Below are 22003 nucleotides of genomic sequence, written 5' to 3' on the forward strand. Positions count from 1 at the left end.
GTCAATTCCTTCCGGGAATGAGGGACAAAAATTCGCGCCGCAGCGACGGGTCTTTGAGGAAGACGCCGCGCATGACGGAGTTGAGCATCTTGCTGTCCATCTCGCGCACGCCGCGCCAGGACATGCAGAAATGGGATGCCTCCATGACGATGGCCAGGCCGTCGGGCTGGGTCTTTTCCATGATCAGGTCCGCCAGCTGCACCACGGCCTCTTCCTGGATCTGCGGGCGGCCCATGACCCAGTCGACCAGGCGCGCGTACTTCGACAGGCCGATCACGTTGGTGTGCTCGTTGGGCAGCACGCCGATCCAGATCTTGCCGATGACGGGGCAGAAATGGTGGCTGCAGGCACTGCGCACGGTGATCGGGCCGACGATCATCAGCTCGTTGAGGTGCTCGGCGTTCGGGAACTCGGTGATCGGCGGCTGCGCGACGTAGCGGCCCTTGAACACCTCGTTGAGGTACATCTTGGCCACGCGGCGCGCGGTGTTGTGGGTGTTGTGGTCGCCCGCGGTGTTGATGACCAGGCTGTCGAGCACGCCCTGCATCTTGGCTTCGACCTCGTCGAGCAGCAGCTCGAGTTCGCCGGGCTCGATGAACTCGGCGATGTTGTCGTTGGCATGAAAGCGCTTGCGCGCAGCGCCCAGCCGCTCGCGGATCTTGACGGAGACCGGCGTGCCTTCGTCGGGGTTGGCAGGATTCATGTCGGCGGCGGTTTGTCTGAACATGCCGGCATGGTAACAGCGAACCGCGCGGGCAATACTCCAAGGGTTTTTGCCGTTCAGCGCAATACCAGCAAGCGCAGAAAGCTATAAAAACAATAGCATTCAGAGAACCCTCAATAGCTCTTGCCCGAGACCCAGAGCGCCGTGCGCATGAGCGCGAAAGCCACGCCGTCGAGCGCGCGCTCGCGCCAGGGCCGGGCGGCGTACTGGGCGGGGTCGAGCAGGTGGCCCGCGTGCTCCATGGCGTGCACCAGGCGCGCGCGCAGGCCCTCGGCGAAGGCCGCGTCTTCGACGACCACGTTGGCCTCGCGCGCCAGCAGCAGCGACAGCGGATCGAGGTTGGACGAGCCCACCGTGGCCCAGGGGCGCGGCCACAGCGCATCGATCACCGCGACCTTGGCGTGCAGGAAGCTTGGCGAATACTCGTGGATCTCGACGCCCGCCGCCAGCAGCGCGCCGTACACCGGCCGGGCCGCGTGGTACTGCATGAAATATTCATAGCGCCCCTGCAGCAGCAGGCGCACGCGCACGCCGCGCTCGGCCGCGTGCACCAGCGCGCGGCGCAGCTTGCGCCCGGGCACGAAGTAGGCGTTGGCGATGATGATTTCCTCGCGCGCGAAACCGATGGCGCGCAGGTAGGCCTTTTCGATGCGGCTGCGGTTGCGCACGTTGTCGCGCAGCACCAGCGCGGCGCGCATGCGCGGGCCCGGCAGCGCCGCTTCCGCGGCCTCCTCGCCGAGGGAGGCGACATGGGCCGCGCGCAGCGCACGCACGGCCTGTGGCAGGCGGTGGGCCCGCACGTCGCGCACCGCCTGCATGCGCTGCCAGAGCTTTTCCATCGCGTCGCTGGCTTGGACCACGAGGCGGCCCGTGGCCTGGACGGCGAAGTCCAGGCGCGGCGCGTCCAGCGCACCGTAATTGGGGTCGTGGAAGTCGTCGAGCACGTTGATGCCGCCACAAAACAGCATGCGCCCATCGACCACGCAGAGCTTGCGGTGCAGCCGGCGCCAGCGGTGGGGCAGCAGCAGGCCCAGCGGCCCCAGCGGGGAATAGACGCGAAACTGCACGCCCGCCGCGGCAAAGCGCTGCTGCCACTGCGGCGGCAGCGGGCCGGTGCCCACGCCATCGACCACCAGTTGCGTGCGCACCCCGCGCTGGGCGGCGCGCTCCAGCGCCTCGGCCACACCGACGCTGGCACCCGTGAAGTCGAAGATGTAGGTTTCGAACTGGATGTCGACCACGGCCGCATCCATGGCGCGCACCAGGGCCGGAAACAGCTCGGCGGCACCTTGCAGCAGCTGCACGCGGTGCCCGTCGCCGAGGACCAGGCCATTTTTCACACCGCGGCCCTCCACGGCGCACCGTGCGGACGCCCGGCCTCAGGGCGGCGGTGGTGTGGTGCAAGGGGGGTGGCCAAGCGGCTACACCCGGAACTCGGCGATCAGCGGCAGGTGGTCGGACATGCGCCACCAGATGCGCCCCCGCGGCACCTTCAGGCCCAATGGCGTGAGCCCGCGCACATAGATATGGTCCAGCTGCACGATGGGCAACCGCGCCGGATAGGTCAGGGCCTGCGTGGCATCGAACTCGATCAGCCCGAAGCGCGCGAGCGTGTGCTTGACCTGCAGGCCCCAGTCGTTGAAATCGCCCGCCACGACCAGCGGCGCATGCGAGGGCACTTCGCGTTCGATGAACTGGCGCAGCCGCTGCACCTGGCGCACGCGGCTGCCCGGAACCAGGCCCAGGTGCACGACGATCACGTGCACATGCTGGCCCTGGATGTCGACCTCGACATGCAGCAGGCCGCGCTGCTCGAAGCGGTGGTCGGAAATGTCCTCGTGCTGGTGGCCGATCACGGGCCAGCGCGTGAGCAGCGCATTGCCATGCTCGCCATGGCGCGTGAACGCGTTGGTGCGGTAGACCGACTCGTAGCCCTCGGGCGCCAGGAATTCGGCCTGCGATACGTCGGGCCAGCGTTCAAAGTACTGCGCCTCGCGGCGGTGCATCTTGCGCACCTCCTGCAGGCAAACGATGTCGGCATCGAGCTGCTCGACCGCGTGCCCGAGGTTGTGGATCTCCAACCGGCGCGCGGGGCCTATGCCCTGCACGCCTTTGTGGATGTTGTAGGTGGCAACCCGCAGGATGCCGGCAGAGTCGTCGGAATGCGTGATCATGGTCGGCAAAATTGTGGCAACAAGAGGATGGCCTCGGCGTTGGAGGGAGAGAAGCAGCGCTCGGCCGCCTCGCGCCAGGGCAGCCATGCACATGCGGTGTGCTCGCGCGGATTCAAGGCGACTGGCGTGCCGGCCGGAACCTGCAGGCCAAAGAGGTGCTCGGTGTTCTGGCGCACGCCGGGCGCATAGCGGTGCAGCCACTGCGGGTAGATGCTGTAGACGTTCTGCAGCTGCCAGTCGACCAGGGCGCACGCGCCGGTGCCGGCGTCGATACCGGTCTCTTCCTGCACTTCGCGCAGCGCCGTGTCGCGCCAGCTCTCGGCCAGGCTGTCTTTGCTGCCGGTCACCGACTGCCAGAAATCAGCGTCCGTGTCGGCACGGCGGAGCAGCAGCACATCGAGCGCGGCGGTGTGGATGACCACCAGCACCGACTGGGGGATTTTGGGGTTGGACGTCATCGTGTCTGTGGTTGGGAAGCCCAGAATACACCCCGAAGCACGGCACCGCTGTACGACAAGATCCCTAACGCAGCGCCGCCTTTACGGCACGCAGCTTGCCCAGGCCAAAAAAAAGCGGCCCGGGCCCCAGGCCCTGCCGCTTCTTGGATTGCGTCAACCGGCGGACAGCGCCGCAACCGGGCTTCAGCCCGCCTTCACGGCATCCACATTGCGCAGGCGAATGTGCAGTTCGCGCAACTGCTTTTCGTCCACCGGGCTGGGCGCCTGCGTGAGCAGGCACTGGGCGCGCTGCGTCTTGGGGAAGGCGATCACGTCGCGGATCGATTCGGCGCCGGTCATCATCGCCACGATGCGGTCCAGGCCAAAGGCCAGGCCGCCGTGCGGCGGCGCACCGTACTGCAGCGCGTCGAGCAGGAAGCCGAACTTCTGCTGCGCCTCTTCGGGCGTGATCTTGAGCGCGTCAAACACCTTCTGCTGCACGTCGGCACGGTGGATGCGCACGGACCCGCCGCCCATCTCCCAGCCGTTGAGCACCATGTCGTAACCCTTGGAGATGCACTTCTCGGGGGCGGTGACCATGTAGTCCTCGTGGCCGTCCTTGGGCGCGGTGAAGGGGTGGTGCACGGCGACCCAGCGGTCGTTTTCCTCGTCGTGCTCGAACATCGGGAAGTCCACCACCCACAGCGGCGCCCAGCGGTCCTCGAACAGGCCGTTCTTCTTGCCGAACTCGCTGTGGCCGATCTTGATGCGCAGCGCGCCAATGGCGTCGTTGACGACCTTTTCCTTGTCGGCACCGAAGAACAGCAGGTCGCCGTCCTGCGCGCCGGTGCGCTGCAGGATCTCGGCGATGGCCGCGTCATGGATGTTCTTGACGATGGGCGATTGCAGGCCGTCGCGTCCCTTAGCCAGATCGTTGACCTTGATGTAGGCCAGGCCCTTGGCGCCGTAGATCTTGACGAACTCGGTGTAACCGTCGATCTCGCCGCGCGAGAGGCCACCGGCTTCGCGTGCGCCGCCGGGCACGCGCAGGGCCACCACGCGGCCTTTCTTCATGTTGGCGGCACCCGAGAACACCTTGAAGTCCACGTCCTTCATCACGTCGGTGAGTTCGGTGAATTCGAGCTTGACGCGCAGATCGGGCTTGTCCGAGCCAAAGCGGTAGGCTGCGTCTTGGTAGGTCATGACCGGAAATTCGCCCAGATCCACGCCCAGCGTGTTCTGGAACACGGTCTTGACCATGCCCTGGAACATGTCACGGATGTCCTGCTCTTCCATGAACGAGGTTTCGATATCGATCTGCGTGAACTCGGGCTGGCGGTCGGCGCGCAGGTCTTCGTCGCGGAAGCACTTGGTGATCTGGTAGTAGCGGTCGAAGCCCGCCACCATCAGGAGCTGCTTGAACAGCTGGGGCGACTGCGGCAGCGCGAAGAAGTGGCCGTCGTGCACGCGGCTGGGCACGAGGTAGTCGCGCGCGCCTTCGGGCGTGCTCTTGGTGAGCATGGGCGTTTCGATGTCGACGAAGCCATGGGCGTCGAGGAACTTGCGCACTTCCATCGTCACGCGGTAGCGCAGCATCAGGTTGTTCTGCATGTAGGGGCGGCGCAGGTCGAGCACGCGGTGCGTGAGCCGGGTGGTCTCCGACAGGTTCTCTTCGTCGAGCTGGAACGGCGGCGTCACCGAGGGATTGAGCACGTTCAGTTCGTGGCACAGCACCTCGATCTTGCCGCTCTTCAAGCTGTCGTTGGTCGTTCCCTCGGGGCGCGCGCGCACCAAGCCCTTGACCTGCACGCAGAACTCGTTGCGCACGCCTTCGGCGGTCTTGAACATTTCGGCACGGTCGGGGTCGCACACCACCTGCACATAGCCTTCGCGGTCGCGCAGGTCGATGAAGATCACGCCGCCATGGTCGCGGCGGCGGTTCACCCAGCCTGCGAGGGTGACGGTTTGGCCCAACAGGGCTTCGGTGACAAGACCGCAATAGTGGGAACGCATGGCCATGGCAAGACTTCCGGCGCCGGCAAGGGCGCGTTGGTAAAAGGTTTATTTGGGGTTTGCAAGAGCGGGGTCGCTGGGTGCCACCACGCCCATGGAAACGATGTAGCGCAGGGCGGCATCCACGCTCATGTCGAGCTCGATGCAGTCGCTCTTGCGCACCATCACGAAATAGCCGCCCGTGGGGTTGGGCGTGGTCGGCACGTAGACGCTGAGGAATTCATCGCGCAGGTAGGCCGCGACCTCGCCGCTGGGCGCACCCGTGACGAAGGCCACGGTCCAGACGCCTTCGCGCGGCCACTGCACCAGCACGGCGGTGCGAAATGCGTTGCCACTCTCGGAAAAGAGCGTGTCCGACACCTGCTTGACGCTGGAGTAGATGGAGCGCACCACCGGAATGCGGCTGACGAGGGCGTCCCCCCATTGCACCAGTTTGCGACCGGCGAAGTTGCTCGCGGTGGCCCCCACCGCCAGCAGGATCACCAGCGTGAGCACCACGCCGAAACCCGGAATATGGAGGCCCAGCAATTTGTCCGGATGCCAGGCCCCGGGCAGGATGAGCAGGGTCTGGTCGAGCAGGCCGACGATCCAGTTGAGCACCGCGATGGTGATCGCTCCCGGAACGATCACCAAAAGGCCCGTGAACAGCCATTTGCGCAAGGGTGCCATCAACTGCGCTCAGTTCGTGGTCGGGGTGGCAGCCGGGGCGCTGGCAGGTGCGGCAGCGGCGTCAGCCTTGGCCGCAGGGGCCGTGCCGGCATCGCCCGCCGCGGCCGGCGTGGCGGGTGCTGCACTGGCGCCAGAATTGCCGCCGCGAAAATCGGTGACATACCAGCCCGAGCCCTTGAGCTGGAAACCGGCCGCAGTCACCTGCTTGGTGAACGCCGCGGCGCCACAGGCCGGGCAAACCGTCAGGGGATCGGCAGAAATTTTCTGCAGCACATCCTTGGCATGGCCACAGGAGCCGCATTTGTAGGCATAGATAGGCATGGCAATAAGAAGGCTGGAAGTGCAAAACCTTCAATTATAGGCGGCCTGCCCCTGTTCAAGCGCGCAGCCGGACCGCGCGCTTGGACTCCAGCGTGCGCTCGGCTCAGACCGGCGTGCCCTGGTAGTGGCGCACGTGGCCCTTGTGGTCTGCGGTCCATTGCGGCGCCAGCGACCCCGCCACCATGCCCGCCAGTGCGGCCAGCACGCCGGCGAGTTGCTGCGGGAACGCTGACGACAGCACCGGCGTGGCCACGAACAGGAGCCAGACCCCCAGGCCCAGCGCCACGGCGCAGAGCGCTCCCTGCGTGGTGGCACGCTTCCAGTAGAGGCCAAACACCAAAGGCACAAAAGCCCCCACCAGAGGCACCTGGTAGGCGCCCGACACCATTTCATAGATCGAGGTGCCCTGCATGGTGATGGCATAGGCGAGCACCACCAGCGTGAACACCAGCACCGAGACGCGCATCGCCTTGAGGGTGGCGGCATCGCTCATGCCGGGGCGCAGGTTGCGCAGGATGTTCTCGACAAACGTGGTCGCGGGCGCCAGCAGGGTCGCAGAGGCCGTGGACATGATGGCCGAGAGCAGCGCGCCAAAAAAGGCCACCTGCAACGCCAGCGGCATGCGCTCCATCACCAGCGTGGGCAGCACCTTCTGCGGATCGTCCTTGAGCAGGGCCTGCGCCGTCTCGGGCATGATCAGCACCGCAGCGGTGACCACGAACATGGGAATGAAGGCGAACAGCAAATACAGGATGCCGCCGATGATCGGGCCGTTGCGCGCCGTGCGGGCGCTGTTCGACGACATGACGCGCTGGAACACGTCCTGCTGCGGAATCGAGCCCAGCATCATGGTGATGGCCGCGGCAAAAAAGAACGTCCACTGCTTGAAGCCGCCGTCCCGCGGAAAGAACTGGAATTTGCCTTCGCGCGCCGCAAAGTCGATGACCTTGCCCGCGCCACCGGCCAGGTCGGCCGCATAAAAGGCGATGGCGATCAACCCGAGGGCGATCACGATCATCTGGACAAAGTCGGTCAGCGCCACCGACCACATGCCGCCGTACAGCGTGTAGATCAAGACCACCGCCGTTCCCAGCACCATGCCGGTGGTAATCGAGAGCGCGCCCTGCGTGAGCAGGTTGAACACCAGGCCCAACGCCGTGACCTGCGCGGCCACCCAGCCCAGGTAGCTGAACAAGATGATGCACGAACACACCACCTCAATGGTGCGGCCGTAGCGCTGGCGGTAGTAATCGCCCAGCGTGATCAGGTTCTTCTGGTAAAGCCGGTACGCAAAGAACAGGCCGACGAGCACCAGGCACATGGAAGCACCAAACGGGTCTTCCACCACCTCGCCCAGCCCGCCATCGATGAAGCGCGCCGAGACCCCGAGCACGGTTTCCGAGCCAAACCAGGTCGCGAACGTGGTCGCAATGATCACGGCCAGCGGCAGGCTGCGGCCGGCCACCGCGTAGTCTGCGGTGTTGTGCACCCGCGTGGCGGCAAACAGACCGATCGCCATGGAGGCCAGCAGGTAAAAAACAATGAAAGTCACCAGCATGCGCCGCTCCAAAGCTCAAAGGGGTTGCAACAAAACGCCGCGCATTATCAGCGCAAAACCCCGCAAACCCGGCCCTTCATGTCGCTTGTGGGCGACAGCGGGCGCGCCTTCAGACCACGCCCGTTCAGAAGATGCGTACGCGCACCAGCCACTGCATCGCCAGGAGCCCGAGCAAAAACCCGACCCCGCCATAGACCAGGCTTTGCAGCAGGCGGTTGGTGCGTTTTTGCTCGCGCAGGAGCTCCAGCAGCTCGCGCTGGCCGCGTTGCTGGCGCGGCGTGCCGCGGCGCAGGTAATCGTGCAGCAGGCGCGGCAATTCGGGCAGCAGCTGTGCGTAATGCGGGGCCTGGGCACGGAGTTCGCGCCACATCCGCTGCGGTCCCATCTGGTCGAGCATCCACTTTTCCAGGAAAGGCTTGGCCGTGCTCCAGAGGTCGAGGTCGGGATCGAGCTGGCGCCCCAGGCCCTCGATGTTGAGCAGCGTCTTTTGCAGCAGCACGAGCTGCGGCTGGATCTCGACCTGGAAGCGCCGCGAGGTCTGGAACAGGCGCATCAGCACCATGCCAAGCGAAATCTCCTTGAGCGGCCTGTCAAAGTACGGCTCGCAGACAGTTCGGATGGCCGACTCGAGCTCGTTGACCCGCGTCTCGGGCGGCACCCAGCCGCTTTCAATGTGCAGTTCAGCCACGCGCTTGTAGTCGCGCCGGAAGAAGGCCACGAAGTTTTGCGCCAGGTACTCCTTGTCGGACTCGGTCAGCGTGCCGACGATGCCGAAGTCCAGCGAGATGTAGCGCCCGAACGTGGCCGGCTCCAGGCTGACCTGGATGTTGCCCGGGTGCATGTCGGCGTGGAAGAAGCCGTCGCGGAACACCTGCGTAAAGAAGATCGTGACACCGTCGCGCGCCAGTTTGGGAATGTCCACGCCGGCCGCCCGCAAGCGCTCGACCTGGCTGATGGGCACGCCGTTCATGCGCTCCATCACCATCACCTCCGCGTGGCAGAAGTCCCAGTGGATGATGGGGATTTCCACCAGGCCCAGGCCTTCCATGTTGCGCCGCAACTGCGCCGCATTGGCCGCCTCGCGCACCAGGTCCAGCTCGTCGTGCAGGTAGTTGTCAAACTCCGCCACCACCTCGCGCGGCTTGAGGCGCTTGCCATCGGCGGACAGGCCTTCGAGCCAGCCGGCCATCGTGCGCATGAGCCCCAAATCCTTCTCGATCACCGGCAGCATGCCCGGGCGCAGCACCTTCACCGCGACCTGGTGCAGCAGGCCGCGGCGGTCGCGCAGGGTGGCAAAGTGGACCTGTGCGATCGAGGCGCTGGCGACCGGATCGTGCTCGAAGGTTTCGAACACCTCGGCCAGGGGTCGGCGGAACGCGCGCTCGATCGTCGCCACGGCAATCGCAGAATCGAACGGCGGCACGCGGTCCTGCAACAGCGCCAGTTCATCGGCAATGTCGGGCGGCATAAGGTCGCGCCGGGTCGACAGCACCTGTCCGAACTTCACAAAGATCGGCCCCAGCCGCTCAAGCGCCTCGCGCAGGCGCTGGCCGCGCGGTGCCTGCAGGTTGCGCCCCACCGACACCACACGGGCGAGCAGGCGCAACCAAGGCTTTTGAAAGCTGGTCAAAACCAGCTCGTCCAGGCCGTAGCGCAGCGCCACCCAGACAATGGTGGCGCCGCGGAAGAAGCGCTTCATGGTGCGGCCCGGTCGCCGCTGTCGGCCGCGGGGGCAGCGGCGGGGTGGCTGGCAGGGGCTGGCGCGAGGGCGATGCGCGCCCCCACGAACTGGCGCAACGCCTCCACCGACCGCCGTGCCATGCCGGCGAGCATGTGCGCAGGCACATCGCCCACTAGGCGCGCCAGGTCTTCTTCAGCGTCCCAGCGCACGTTATCCGCCAGCCACTGCAGATCGGCGGCGAGCTGCACGTCGCCCTCGATGCGCACGGCCGGCTTGTCGCCGCGCAGGGCAGACTGCGCAAGGTCGAGTGGCGAGGTTTGCGTGGCCTCCAGGCGCAGATGGGGCTCTTGCGTGGGCGGGGCCAGATCGAACAGTCCCGCGGGGGTGACCTGCAGCGCCATGGAATAGCCGCGCCACTGGAGGCGAGCCACCCGGCCGCTTTGGCGCGCCAGGCGCTCGGTGGCCGCGCGCTCCTGCATCAGCACATGGTTGAGGAACAGCACGGCGCGGTGCTGCACTTCGTGTGCTAGCCACTCGGGCGGCTGCGGGCCGGCGGCAAGGCGCTCGAACACGCTGCCAAGAAAAGAAAAAGGGGACTGTGTTGCCATAGTCCCCGATTATTCCCTGAACTGCGCGCGGCGCGCCGCGCTGCGTTATTGCAGTGCCTGCACCCCGGCCACGAGCCAGCCGCTGGCGCCGCTCTTGGCCTTCGTCATGTTCCAGACTTCACGGAACGGGCTGGGGCCCGACGAGGGCTCCTCGCGGATCATGCCGGAGAACTCGACGCTGGCCATGTAGGCTTCGCCCAGGTCTTCGATGCCCAGCAACTGCGCCTCGATCATCACCACCTCGGTGTGGTTCGGCTGGGCGCCGCCGCGGTGCGACTCGCGCTCGGCCAGCTGGGCGCGGATTTCCTCGAGCATGCCGTCGGTCATCATGGAGCGCAGCGTGGCCACGTCCGAGCGGTCCCACGCCGCCTGCAGCGTGGAGAAGTTGCGTTTGGCCGCCTCGAGGAAACCAGCGGTGTCAAAGCCCTCGGGGATGCCCCAGTTCTGCGAACCCGACAGGGCCGAGCCGATCATCGAGCCGCCGCCGGACTGTCGCGCAGTGTCCCCGGACGTGGCGCCGCGTTCCCAGGGACGGGCCGACGCGTCGTTGCCCACCTTGTCCGGGCTGTAGTCGCGCGGCACGGTGGCGGTCTCGGGCGAAGCGGAGCCCGCGCCCTGGAAGGCGAACGGTGCCCCGCCCTGCGCCGCGCCTGCGGGCTTGCGGGAGCGCATGACCATCTTGAAGATGGCAAACGCCGCCATCGCCAGCAAAGCAATCATCAGGATCTGGCCAAAGCCTTCGCCCATGCCCAGCGAATGGGCGAGCCACGCCAGGCCGAGGCCGGCGGCCAGGCCGCCGAGCATGGCGCCCCAGGGTTTCTTGGGCGCGGCGGCGGCAGGCGCCGCCGGTGCCGGCTTGGCGGCGGCGTTGTTGACGTTTTGCGTCGGTGCGCCGGGCGCGTTGCTGGGGGGCGTTGCCTGGCGCTGCGTCACATTGCTGGACTGCCGGCCCATCGACCTGCCGCCGCCCATGCGCGCAGCCTCCGCGTCAGGAAGTGACGCCACCATCATGATCGCCACAAGCAGGGCGGGCCACAGTTTTTTCATGTCTTGGTTCTCCGTTCAGTCAACACTTGATACCCACATGCAGCGCGACGATGCCGCCCGTCATGTTGTGATAGTCCACATGGCCAAAGCCGGCTTGGTGCATCAAGGCCTTGAGCTCTTCCTGGCCCGGGTGCATGCGGATCGACTCGGCCAGGTAGCGGTAACTTTCGGCATCGCCCGCGATCAGGCGGCCGATCTGCGGCAGCACATTGAAGGAATACCAGTCGTAGGCCTTGGCCAGCGGCTTGGCGATCTTGGAAAATTCGAGCACCAGCAGCTTGCCGCCGGGCTTGAGCACACGGCACATCTCGGCCAGCGCGGCATCCTTGTGCGTCATGTTGCGCAGGCCGAAGGCCACGCTGACCACGTCGAAGTGCGCGTCCGGGAAGGGCAGCTTCTCTGCGTCGCAGACCAGCGTCGGCAAGACCACACCGGCGTCGATGAGCCGGTCGCGGCCGGTGCGCAGCATGGCCTCGTTGATGTCGGTGTGCACCACGCGGCCGCTGCGCCCGACCTTCTTGGAAAACGCCAGCGACAGGTCGCCGGTGCCGCCCGCAATGTCGAGCACCTGGCTGCCTTCGCGCAGATTGGCGACCATCACGGTGTAGGCCTTCCAGGCGCGGTGCAGGCCACCCGACATGAGGTCGTTCATCACGTCGTATTTGGACGCCACGGAGTCGAACACGCCGCGCACGCGGCGTGCCTTGTCTTTTTCGTCTACCGACTCGAACCCGAAATGCGTGGTGCTCATGGGCGTGATGCTAGCGTGTGTGGTGACAACCCCGCAGTTCTGTGGGGTATCGCCGTGGAATTTTGATCCAATAGGGCTTCAGCGCTTATGGGCAAAGCGCCACCAGCTATGAATTCCGAAGCAGCAGATCCGGCCGCTGCGGCGCTCAATGGCTTGCGCACCCGTGGCCGCCGCCCTTGGCGGGCATCGGGGCGTCGCGGTCGACGCCCGCCGCGGCCAGGCGCTGCAGATAGTCGTTCCACCGCTCCTGCTGGCGCTGGCCAAGGTCGTACAGGTAGTCCCACGAAAAAATGCCGCTGTCATGGCCGTCCGAAAACTGCGGCTGGATGGCGTAATTGCCGATCGGCGCCAGCGCGGTGACCGTGACCTCGCGCTTGCCGGTCTGCAGCACCTCCTGCCCCGGGCCATGGCCCATGACTTCGGCCGAGGGCGAATACACGCGCATCAGCTCGAAGGGGATGCGGAACTGCGCACCATCGGAAAACACCACCTCGAGCACGCGCGATTTTTCATGCACCGTGATCGACTCGGGCGTGGGCGCGCCCGCTTTCAGACCTGCCATGGACGTACCTCGAAAACTGAAAAAGCAGCGGCCATTGTCCCACCCGCCGGCCGGGCCAGGCCGCTATAGCCGTGCCAACCCCAGGCCCATATGGGCCTCGGCGCGCGCGAGCTGGCTGCGCACCTGCTCTTCGCGCTCGGCAGCGCGCTCGCGCTGCGCCGCCGCCCACACCGGCGCGGGAAAGTGGCTGTCCCACCCAAAGCGTGCGATCACGTGCCAGTGCAGGTGCGGCACCATGTTGCCCAGAGCGGCCAGGTTGATCTTGACCGGCTGCAGGTGCTCGCGCAGTGCCTGCTCGACCAGGGCCACCGCGTCCATGCAGTGCGCACGGTCGGTGGCGTTCAGGTCTGAAAACTCCGCCACATGGGCATGCCAGACGACGCGGTAGAAGGCCGGAAAGCCCGCCTCGTCGGCGCGGATGACGCGCAGTTTGGCGCCGCGCCAGACCAGCTGGCCGCCGTCCTGCGCGCACAGCGGGCAGGATGGCGCAGGCGCCACGGGCGTCGCAGCCGTCACACCAGCACCCGCTCGATGCCGCCGCTGTTGGCGCGCTGCACGAACTCGGGCAGCCAGTTCTCGCCCAGGATCTGGTTGGCCATCTCGATGACGATGTAGTCGGCTTCGAGCAGGCCGTTTTGCAGGTCGTCCTCGTAGCGCTTGAGGCCTTGCAGGCAGCTGGGGCAGCTGGTGAGGATCTTCACGTTGGCCTGCGCCGGCACGGTGCCGCTGGCGCGCAGCTGGGCTTCGCCCTTGCGGATCTCTTCCTCCTTGCGAAAGCGCACCTGGGTCGAGATGTCGGGGCGCGTGACGCCCAGCGTGCCCGACTCGCCGCAGCAGCGCTCGCTTTTGACCACGTTGTCGCCGACTAGCGCCTTGACGGTTTGCATCGCGTCGCCCTGCTTCATCGGGTTGTGGCAGGGCTCGTGGTACAGGTAGCCGCCCTGCCCGCCCGGCAGCGTGATGCCCTTTTCGAGCAGGTACTCGTGGATGTCGATGATGCGGCTGCCGGGGAAGATCTTGCCGAATTCGTAGCCCTGCAGCTGGTCGTAGCAGGTGCCGCAGCTGACCACCACCGTCTTGATGTCCAGGTAGTTCAGCGTGGTGGCCACGCGGTGGAACAGTACCCGGTTGTCGGTGATCATCTTGTCGGCCTTGTCGAACTGGCCCGAGCCGCGCTGCGGATAGCCACAGCACAGGTAGCCCGGCGGCAGCACGGTCTGCACGCCCGCGTGCCAGAGCATGGCCTGCGTGGCCAGGCCCACCTGGCTGAACAGGCGCTCGGAGCCGCAGCCGGGGAAGTAGAACACCGCCTCGGTCTCGGCCGTCGTGGCCTGGGGGTTGCGAATGATCGGGACGTAGTCCTTGTCCTCGATGTCGAGCAGCGCGCGCGCCGTGCGCTTGGGCAGGCCGCCGGGCAGCTTCTTGTTGATGAAGTGGATCACCTGCTCTTTGACCGGCGCCGTGCCCACAGTGGCCGGCGGCTTGGCCGTCTGCCTGCGGCCCACCTTGCGCAGCACGTCCACCGCCATGCGCTGCGCCTTGAAGCCCACGCCGACCATGGCGCTGCGCAGCAGCTTGATGGTGTCGGGGTTGGTGGCGTTGAGCATGGCCATGGCCAGCGCGTTGCCGGGCCGGAAGCTCTTCTTGCCCATCTTGCGCAGCAAGTTGCGCATGTTCATGGTGACGTCGCCAAAGTCGATGTCGACCGGGCAGGGCTTCTCGCACTTGTGGCAGACGGTGCAGTGGTCGGCCACGTCTTCAAACTCCTGCCAGTGCCGGATCGACACGCCGCGGCGCGTCTGTTCTTCGTACAGGAAAGCCTCGACCAGCAGCGAGGTCGCCAGGATCTTGTTGCGCGGGCTGTAGAGCAGGTTGGCGCGCGGCACGTGCGTGGCACAGACGGGCTTGCACTTGCCGCAGCGCAGGCAGTCCTTGACCGAGTCGGCGATCGCGCCGATGTCGCTCTGCTGCATGATCAGCGACTCGTGCCCCATCAGGCCGAAGCTCGGCGTGTAGGCGTTGGTCAGGTCGGCGTACATCAGCGACTTTCGGGTCGAATCGCCCTCTGAAGCTTGCTGCACCTGCGCCAGCCGCTCTTCTTTTCGAAGCAGCTTGCCTTTGTTGAAGCGCCCTTCGGGGTCGATGCGCTGCTTGTATTCGGCAAACGGGCGCAGCTCTTCGTCGGTCAAAAATTCCAGCTTGGTGATGCCGATGCCGTGCTCGCCCGAGATCACGCCGCCCAGGCTGCGCGCCAGCACCATGATGCGCGCCACGGCCTCGTGCGCGGTCTGCAGCATTTCGTAGTCGTCGCTGTTGACCGGCAGGTTGGTGTGCACGTTGCCGTCGCCGGCGTGCATGTGCAGCGCCACCCAGACGCGGCCCTTGAGCACGCGCTGGTGGATGGCGGTGGCCTCGTCCAGGATGGGCGCAAACGCCGCGCCCGAGAAGATCGCCTGCAGCGGCGCGCGCAGCTGCGTCTTCCAGCTCGCGCGCAGCGTGTGATTTTGCAGCTGCGCAAACAAGGTGTCCATGCCTTGCAACCAGCCCGACCAGAGCGCGCGCACCTCGGCCACCAGGTCGATGGCACGCGCCACGCGGTCGCCCAGCACCTCGGCCGAGGGGATGGGGTTGGCCGCGTCGCCCTGCTTGCCCAGTGGCAGGTTGCCGCGCGCAAAGAAGTCGCCCAGCTCGTCGCACAGGCGGATCTTGTTGCGCAGGCTCAGCTCGATGTTGATGCGCTCGATGCCGTCGGTGTATTCGGCCATGCGCGGCAGCGGGATCACCACGTCTTCGTTGATCTTGAAGGCGTTGGTGTGGCGGCTGATGGCGGCCGTGCGCTTGCGGTCAAGCCAGAACTTCTTGCGCGCCTCGGGGCTGATGGCGACAAAGCCCTCGCCGCTGCGCGAATTGGCCAGGCGCACGACCTCGCTGGTGGCGCGCGCCACGGCATCGGCGTCGTCGCCCGCAATGTCGCCAAACAGCACCATCTTGGGCAGGCCGCCGTGCTTCTTGCTCTTGGTGGCATAGCCCACGGCCTTCAGATAGCGGTCGTCCAGGTGCTCCAGCCCGGCCAGCAGCACGCCCGAGCGCTTTTGCTCGGCGAACATGAAGTCCTTGATGTCGACGATGCTGGGCACGGCGTCCTTGGCGTTGCCGAAGAACTCCAGGCACACGGTGCGCGTGTGCGCGGGCATCTTGTGGACCACCCAGCGGCAGCTGGTGATGAGGCCGTCGCAGCCCTCTTTCTGGATGCCCGGCAGGCCCGAGAGGAACTTGTCGGTCACGTCCTTGCCCAGGCCCTCCTTGCGAAAGCTCTTGCCCGGGATGTCGAGGCGCTCGCTGCGCAGCGGCGTCTTGCCGTCGGCCGCGAAATACTGCAGCTCGAAGCTGGCCACCTCGGCGTCGTGGATCTTGCCCATGTTGTGGCCAATGCGCGTGACTTCGAGCCACTCTGCATCGGGCGTGACCATGCGCCAGCTGGCCAGGTTGTCGAGCGCCGTGCCCCACAGCACGGCCTTCTTGCCGCCCGCGTTCATGGCCACGTTGCCGCCAACGCACGAGGCTTCGGCGCTGGTCGGGTCGACCGCAAACACGTAGCCCGCGCGCTCGGCCGCGTCGGCCACGCGCTGCGTGACCACACCGGCCTCGGTCCAGACGGTGGCCACTTCGTGGTCCATGCCCGGCAGGCGGCGCATCTCGACCTCGGTCATGGCTTCGAGCTTTTCGGTGTTGATGACCGCGCTCTTCCAGCTCAGCGGAATCGCGCCGCCGGTGTAGCCCGTGCCGCCGCCGCGCGGAATGATGGTCAGGCCCAGCTCGATGCAGCCCTTGACCAGGCCGGCCATCTCGGCCTCGGTGTCGGGCGTGAGCACGACAAACGGGTATTCGACGCGCCAGTCGGTGGCGTCGGTCACGTGGCTGACGCGCGAGAGCCCGTCGAACTTGATGTTGTCCTTGGCCGTCAGGCGCCCCAGGCGGCGCTGCACGCTGCGGCGCAGGGCCGTGGCCTCGACAAAGGTCGCGTCGAACTCGGCCACCGCGCGGTGCGCGGCCTGCACCAGCGCGCCCACCAGGCGGTCGCGCTCGACGTCGACCTCGGGGGTGCGGCGCTTCTCGACCTCGGCCAGGCGGTGCACGAGCGCGTCCACCAGCTGCTTGCGCCGGCTGGGGTTGTCGAGCAGGTCGTCTTGCAGATAGGGGTTGCGCTGCACCACCCAGATGTCGCCGAGCACTTCGTAGAGCATGCGGGCGGAGCGCCCCGTGCGGCGCTCGCTGCGCAGGCGGTTCAGCACGTCCCAGGAGGGCATGCCGAGCAGCCGAATCACGATCTCCCGGTCAGAGAACGAGGTGTAGTTGTAGGGGATTTCGCGCAGTCGGGCGGGCTCGGCAGCCTGCGCCTGCAGGGCGGCCAACGCAATCGGAACATTCATGGGGATCAACCTGGGGTGGGCGCCGCGCGCCCAGGAGCCTCGGGGCAGCGATTTTATGACAGGGGGCGGCCCCGTGCCCGATCAGGGCCAGGGCACCGGGGGCGCCAGGCGGTTCAAGCACGGCGCAGCCTGGCGGGGCCTGCCGCGCGGCGGGTTCAGAACAGCACGCGGCTGCGGATGGTGCCCGGCACCCGGGCCAGCTTGTCCAGCGCCAGGTCGGACGAGGCGGCATCCAGGTCGATCACCACATAGCCGACCGCCTCATTGGTCTGCAGGTACTGGGCGGCAATGTTGATGTGGTTGTCCGACAGGATGCGGTTGATGTGCGACAGCACGCCGGGCACGTTGCGGTGGATGTGCAGCAGGCGGTGCTTGCCGGGGTGCGACGGCAGCGCCACTTCCGGGAAGTTGACCGACGAGGTCGAGGTGCCGTTGTCGCTGTACTTGACGAGCTTCTCGGCCACTTCCAGGCCGATATTGGCCTGCGCCTCCATGGTCGAGCCGCCGATGTGGGGCGTGAGGATGACGTTGTCGAGCCCGCGCAGCGGCGACACAAACTCGTCCTTGTTGCTGCGCGGCTCGACCGGGAACACGTCCACGGCCGCGCCCAGCAGCTTTTTCTGGCGCAGGGCCTCGGCCAGCGGCTCGATCTCGACCACCGTGCCGCGCGCGGCATTGATCAGGATGCCGCCCGGCTTCATGGCGGCGATCTCGGCGGCGCCGATCATCCACTGCGTGGACGGCAGCTCGGGCACATGCAGGCTGACGATGTCGCTCTGCCCCAGCAGCGCGTGCAGGCTGTTCACCTGGCGCGCATTGCCCAGCGGCAGCTTGTTGACCACATCGTAGAAGGCCACGTGCATGCCCAGGGACTCCGCCAGCACCGAGAGTTGGGTGCCAATCGACCCATAGCCGACGATGCCCAGCGTCTTGCCGCGGATCTCGTAGGCGTTCTCGGCCGACTTCATCCAGCCGCCGCGGTGCGCTGCCGCGCTTTTCTCGGGGATGCCGCGCAACAGCAGGATGGCCTCGGCCAGCACCAGCTCGGCCACCGAGCGGGTGTTCGAATACGGCGCGTTGAACACGGCAATGCCGCGCTCGCGCGCGGCGTTCAGATCGACCTGGTTGGTGCCGATGCAAAAGCACCCCACGGCGACGAGCTTGTGCGCCTGCGCGAACACCTCGGCCGTCAGCTGGGTGCGCGACCGGATGCCGACGAAGTGCACGTCGGCAATCTTCTGCTTGAGCACCTCGTCGGGCAGCGCGCCCGCCAGGGATTCGATTTGCGTATAGCCCGCCGATCGCAACACATCGAGCGCGGAAGGATGGACCCCCTCCAGCAACAGAAATTTGATTTTGCTTTTGTCCAGCGACGTGTGGGGCATGGGGATATCCAGTGTCGAAAAGGTGGAAACAAGGTTCAGGCGCTGCTCCAGCGCCCCGCCAAGAGCATGCTGCAACGCACAAAACCTTGGGGCGCAAGGTGCAATACCCTGCGCGGAGTCCGCAAATCGTCACACAAATGTCACAAATTAGCGACAATCGCCGGTCAAGCAACCCAGCCGAAAGCGGGTTTCCCCTGTTGGGCAGGTTTTCAGGGTGTGCGACAACGACACACTTTTGACACATGGGCCGCCTAGCATGGCCCTTTCGTGCCTTTCGTCTTTCACCGAGGAGATTCCATGAAGTTCAAACACCTGACCCTGAGCGCGGCCATCGCCGTTGCGGTGTGCGCTCCGGCGCATGCGCAAACCGAAATACAGTGGTGGCATTCGATGACCGCCGTGAACAACGAGTGGGTGAACGACCTGGCCAAGCAGTTCAACGAAAGCCAGAAGGAATACAAGATCGTGCCGACCTACAAGGGTTCGTACGACGAAAACATGACGGCCGCGATCGCCGCGTTCCGCTCGGGCAACGCGCCGCACATTCTGCAGGTGTTCGAAGTGGGCACGGCCACCATGATGGCGAGCAAGGGCGCCACCGTGCCCGTGGGCAAGGTCATGACCGACGCCGGCCAGGCGTTCGACCCCAAGGGCTACATCCCTGCGGTGGCCGGTTACTACACGGCACCCAACGGCCAGATGCTGAGCTTTCCGTTCAACAGTTCGACCACGGTCTTCTACTACAACAAGGACGCCTTCAAGAAGGCCGGCCTGAACGCCGACAAAGCCCCTGCGACGTGGCCTGAAGTGTTCGAAGCGGCCAAGAAGCTCAAGGCCAGCGGCCACAGCTGCCCCATGACCCTGGCGTGGATGGGCTGGACCCAGCTCGAGAGCTTCTCGACTTGGCACAACGTCGAGTTCGCCACCCACCAGAACGGCTTGGGCAAGGACGGCATGGCCGCGCGCCTGAAGATCAACTCGCCACTGCACGTGCGCCATATCGACAACCTCGCCAAAGCCGCCGCCGCTGGCGAGTTCGTCTACAAGGGCCGCGGCTCCACCGCCCAGGCCTCGTTCACGGCCGGCGAGTGCGCCATGATCCAGACGTCTTCGGGCTTCTACGGCGATGTGGCCAAGAACGCGAAGTTCGCCTACGCCATCGCACCCCTGCCCTACTACCCAGACGTCAAGGGCGCGCCACAGAACACCGTGATCGGCGGCGCCAGCTTGTGGGTGATGGCCGGCAAGAAGGCCCCTGAGTACAAGGGCGTGGCCGAGTTCTTCACCTTCCTGTCGCAGACCAAGGTGCAGGCCGCCAGCCACCAGCGCACGGGCTACCTGCCGATCACCCTGGCCGCCTACGACCTGACCGAAAAGTCGGGCTTCTACCAGAAGAACCCCGGCACCGACGTGGCCGTGCAGCAGATGATCCGCAAGGTGACCGACAACTCGCGCGGTATCCGCCTGGGCAACTACGTGCAGATCCGCACCATCGAGGACGAAGAACTCGAGCAGGTGTGGTCGGGCAAGCAGACGGCCAAGGCCGCGCTGGACGCCATCGTCAAGCGTGGGGACGAGCTGCTGGTGCGCTTTGAGCGCGCCAACAAGGGCAAATAATCGGCGCATGAACCCTGCCCTGCCCGGTACGGGACAGGGCAGCAGCCTGGGGCCGCAAAACCCCAGGCTCTGCGCAAGGGCACAATAGCGCCACTTCGTATGGCACCGCGCCATTTTTCTTGCATCGGGGGCCGCGCTTGCGCGCCGGCCCAGCACCATCCGCCGCGACCCGCAAGGGGCTCGGCGGTTGTTTTATTGTGAATCTCCATGGAAAAACGCGTACTTTTCCGATCCCGGTGGCTCCCCTGGGCATTGATGTTGCCGCAGCTCGTCATCATCGGCGTCTTCTTCTTCTGGCCCGCCAGCCAGGCGCTCCTGCAGTCGATGCAGGTGCAGGACGCCTTTGGCCTGTCCTCCGAATGGGTGGGCCTCGATAACTTCCGCCAGCTGTGGAACGATCCCAACTACCTGGAGTCCTTCCAGACCACCGCCTGGTTCTCGGTGCTGGTCGCCGCTTTGGGCATCGGCATCTCGCTGGTGCTGGCCATTTTTGCCGACCGCATCGTGCGCGGCGCCATGGTCTACAAGACCTTGCTGATCATGCCGTACGCCGTGGCGCCGGTCATCGCCGGGGTGCTGTGGGTGTTCATCTTTTCGCCCTCCATCGGGGTTGCGACCTTTGGCCTGCGCGCCATCGGCGTGGAGTGGAATTACCTGATGGACGAAAGCCAGGCCATGGCGCTGATCATCATCGCCTCGGTCTGGAAGCAGATCTCCTACAACTTCCTGTTCTTCCTGGCGGGTCTGCAGTCGATTCCCAAGTCGCTGATCGAGGCCGCCTCGATCGACGGTGCGGGCCCGTGGCGCCGGTTCTGGAACATCCAGCTGCCGCTGCTCTCGCCCACCACGTTCTTCCTGCTGGTGATCAACATCGTCTACGCGTTCTTCGATACCTTCGGCATCATCGACGCCACCACCAGCGGCGGCCCCGGCCAGTCGACCTCGATCCTGGTCTACAAGGTCTACCAAGACGGGTTCAAGGCGCTGGACCTGGGCGGCTCGGCGGCGCAGTCGGTGATCCTGATGGTCATCGTGGTGGCGCTCACCATCGTGCAATTCCGCTACGTCGAGAAAAAGGTGCAGTACTGATGTCTGTCTCTTTCATTGCACCCGTCTGTTCCGTGAATCTGGAGTCCGCACATGGTTGACCGCCGTCCCTGGCTCACCGTCCTTTCGCACGCCGTGATGCTCCTCGGCGTGCTGGTGGTGGCCTTCCCCCTGTACCTGGCTTTCATTGCCTCGACTCACACCGCCCAGGCCATCGTGCAGGCGCCCATGCCGCTGCTGCCCGGCGCCAACCTGTGGGCCAGCTACGAGGCCGCGCTGCTGGGCTCGGGCAAGCTCGGCTCCAACACCACGGTGGCGCACATGATGTGGGTCAGTTTCGTGACCGCCATGGTGATCACCGTGGGCAAGATCGCGATCTCGCTGTTGTCGGCGTTCGCCATCGTGTACTTCCGCTTTCCCTTCAAGATGTTCTGCTTCTGGGCCATTTTTCTGACCCTGATGCTGCCGGTGGAAGTGCGCATCCTGCCCACCTACAAGGTCGTGGCCGACCTCGGCATGCTCAACAGCTACGCGGGCCTGACGCTGCCCTTGATCGCCTCGGCCACCGCCACCTTCCTGTTCCGCCAGTTCTTCCTGACGGTGCCCGACGAGCTGGTGGAGGCCGCGCGCATGGACGGCGCGGGTCCGATGCGCTTCTTCAAGGACATTCTGGTGCCGCTGTCCAAGACCTCGATCGCAGCGCTGTTCGTGATCCAGTTCATCTACGGCTGGAACCAGTACCTGTGGCCGCTGCTCATGACGACCAGCGAAGACATGTACCCGGTGGTGATCGGCATCAAGCGCATGGTCGCCGGTGGCGGTGACGCCGCCATCGACTGGAACGTGGCCATGGCCACGGCCATCCTGGCCATGCTGCCCCCCACGGCAGTGGTGATCCTGATGCAGAAGTGGTTTGTCAAGGGCTTGGTCGATACCGAGAAATAAGCCGCAGCCACCCTCTTTTGACCTATTGAACGAA

The 22003-nt window shown here is 65.9% G+C and carries 19 protein-coding genes; 3 read left to right on the forward strand and 16 right to left on the reverse strand.

Going from position 1 to position 22003, the window contains the following annotated elements:
- Position 1: 1 nt before the first annotated feature.
- The 16 genes from folE to serA form a co-directional block, all read right to left on the reverse strand.
- Entirely contained in the window at positions 2–727 is a 726-nt protein-coding gene (gene folE, locus B2J86_RS03565; RefSeq protein WP_169167692.1) for a GTP cyclohydrolase I, read from the reverse strand.
- A gap of 110 nt (positions 728–837) precedes the next feature.
- On the reverse strand, positions 838–2064 hold the full coding sequence (gene clsB, locus B2J86_RS03570; RefSeq protein WP_169167693.1) for a cardiolipin synthase ClsB: 1227 nt from the start codon (positions 2062–2064) through the stop codon (positions 838–840).
- 81 nt (positions 2065–2145) lie between these two features.
- Positions 2146–2898 (reverse strand): endonuclease/exonuclease/phosphatase family protein, encoded by a 753-nt coding sequence (locus tag B2J86_RS03575; RefSeq protein ID WP_173024740.1) that lies wholly within the window; start codon positions 2896–2898, stop codon positions 2146–2148.
- Entirely contained in the window at positions 2895–3356 is a 462-nt protein-coding gene (gene nudB / locus B2J86_RS03580; RefSeq protein WP_169167695.1) for a dihydroneopterin triphosphate diphosphatase, read from the reverse strand. Before nudB ends, B2J86_RS03575 begins: the two co-directional genes overlap by 4 nt.
- Positions 3357–3539: 183 nt before the next feature.
- Positions 3540–5354, reverse strand: coding sequence for an aspartate--tRNA ligase (gene aspS, locus B2J86_RS03585; RefSeq protein WP_173024741.1), 1815 nt, complete (start codon positions 5352–5354; stop codon positions 3540–3542).
- 42 nt (positions 5355–5396) lie between these two features.
- The gene (locus B2J86_RS03590) at positions 5397–6017 is read right to left on the reverse strand and encodes a DUF502 domain-containing protein (RefSeq protein ID WP_169167697.1); all 621 of its coding nucleotides are present in this window, start codon (positions 6015–6017) and stop codon (positions 5397–5399) included.
- Between the two features lie 9 nt (positions 6018–6026).
- Positions 6027–6338, reverse strand: a complete 312-nt coding sequence (locus B2J86_RS03595) for an FmdB family zinc ribbon protein (protein ID WP_173024742.1) — start codon at positions 6336–6338, stop codon at positions 6027–6029.
- A gap of 103 nt (positions 6339–6441) precedes the next feature.
- A complete protein-coding gene (locus tag B2J86_RS03600; RefSeq protein ID WP_169167699.1) occupies positions 6442–7896 on the reverse strand; it encodes a sodium:solute symporter family protein in 1455 nt (484 codons plus the stop codon).
- A 124-nt stretch (positions 7897–8020) separates the two neighbouring features.
- On the reverse strand, positions 8021–9595 hold the full coding sequence (gene ubiB / locus B2J86_RS03605) for a ubiquinone biosynthesis regulatory protein kinase UbiB (protein WP_169167700.1): 1575 nt from the start codon (positions 9593–9595) through the stop codon (positions 8021–8023).
- The gene (locus tag B2J86_RS03610; RefSeq protein ID WP_169167701.1) at positions 9592–10185 is read right to left on the reverse strand and encodes a hypothetical protein; all 594 of its coding nucleotides are present in this window, start codon (positions 10183–10185) and stop codon (positions 9592–9594) included. Before B2J86_RS03610 ends, ubiB begins: the two co-directional genes overlap by 4 nt.
- Positions 10186–10230: 45 nt before the next feature.
- Entirely contained in the window at positions 10231–11232 is a 1002-nt protein-coding gene (locus B2J86_RS03615; protein ID WP_173024743.1) for a Tim44 domain-containing protein, read from the reverse strand.
- Between the two features lie 19 nt (positions 11233–11251).
- On the reverse strand, positions 11252–11983 hold the full coding sequence (gene ubiE, locus B2J86_RS03620) for a bifunctional demethylmenaquinone methyltransferase/2-methoxy-6-polyprenyl-1,4-benzoquinol methylase UbiE (RefSeq protein WP_169167703.1): 732 nt from the start codon (positions 11981–11983) through the stop codon (positions 11252–11254).
- 145 nt (positions 11984–12128) lie between these two features.
- A complete protein-coding gene (locus B2J86_RS03625; RefSeq protein WP_169167704.1) occupies positions 12129–12545 on the reverse strand; it encodes a gamma-butyrobetaine hydroxylase-like domain-containing protein in 417 nt (138 codons plus the stop codon).
- 63 nt (positions 12546–12608) lie between these two features.
- A complete protein-coding gene (locus tag B2J86_RS03630; protein ID WP_173024786.1) occupies positions 12609–13043 on the reverse strand; it encodes an HIT family protein in 435 nt (144 codons plus the stop codon).
- Between the two features lie 14 nt (positions 13044–13057).
- The gene (locus B2J86_RS03635; protein ID WP_173024744.1) at positions 13058–16975 is read right to left on the reverse strand and encodes an FAD/FMN-binding oxidoreductase; all 3918 of its coding nucleotides are present in this window, start codon (positions 16973–16975) and stop codon (positions 13058–13060) included.
- 155 nt (positions 16976–17130) lie between these two features.
- Complete coding sequence (serA, locus tag B2J86_RS03640) at positions 17131–18360, reverse strand: phosphoglycerate dehydrogenase (protein ID WP_169167707.1); 1230 nt, start codon at positions 18358–18360, stop codon at positions 17131–17133.
- A gap of 297 nt (positions 18361–18657) precedes the next feature.
- Here serA and ugpB point away from each other — a divergent pair, with 297 nt between their 5' ends.
- The 3 genes from ugpB to ugpE all read left to right on the forward strand — a co-directional run bounded on the left by ugpB (position 18658) and on the right by ugpE (position 21969).
- A complete protein-coding gene (ugpB, locus tag B2J86_RS03645) occupies positions 18658–19977 on the forward strand; it encodes a sn-glycerol-3-phosphate ABC transporter substrate-binding protein UgpB (protein ID WP_169167708.1) in 1320 nt (439 codons plus the stop codon).
- A 207-nt stretch (positions 19978–20184) separates the two neighbouring features.
- Complete coding sequence (ugpA, locus tag B2J86_RS03650; RefSeq protein WP_173024745.1) at positions 20185–21066, forward strand: sn-glycerol-3-phosphate ABC transporter permease UgpA; 882 nt, start codon at positions 20185–20187, stop codon at positions 21064–21066.
- Between the two features lie 51 nt (positions 21067–21117).
- Entirely contained in the window at positions 21118–21969 is an 852-nt protein-coding gene (ugpE, locus tag B2J86_RS03655; RefSeq protein WP_169167710.1) for a sn-glycerol-3-phosphate ABC transporter permease UgpE, read from the forward strand.
- Positions 21970–22003: the final 34 nt, after the last annotated feature.

Origin of the sequence: Acidovorax sp. SRB_14, assembly GCF_012932145.1 — a bacterium.
In the GTDB taxonomy this organism is placed as follows: domain Bacteria; phylum Pseudomonadota; class Gammaproteobacteria; order Burkholderiales; family Burkholderiaceae_C; genus Simplicispira.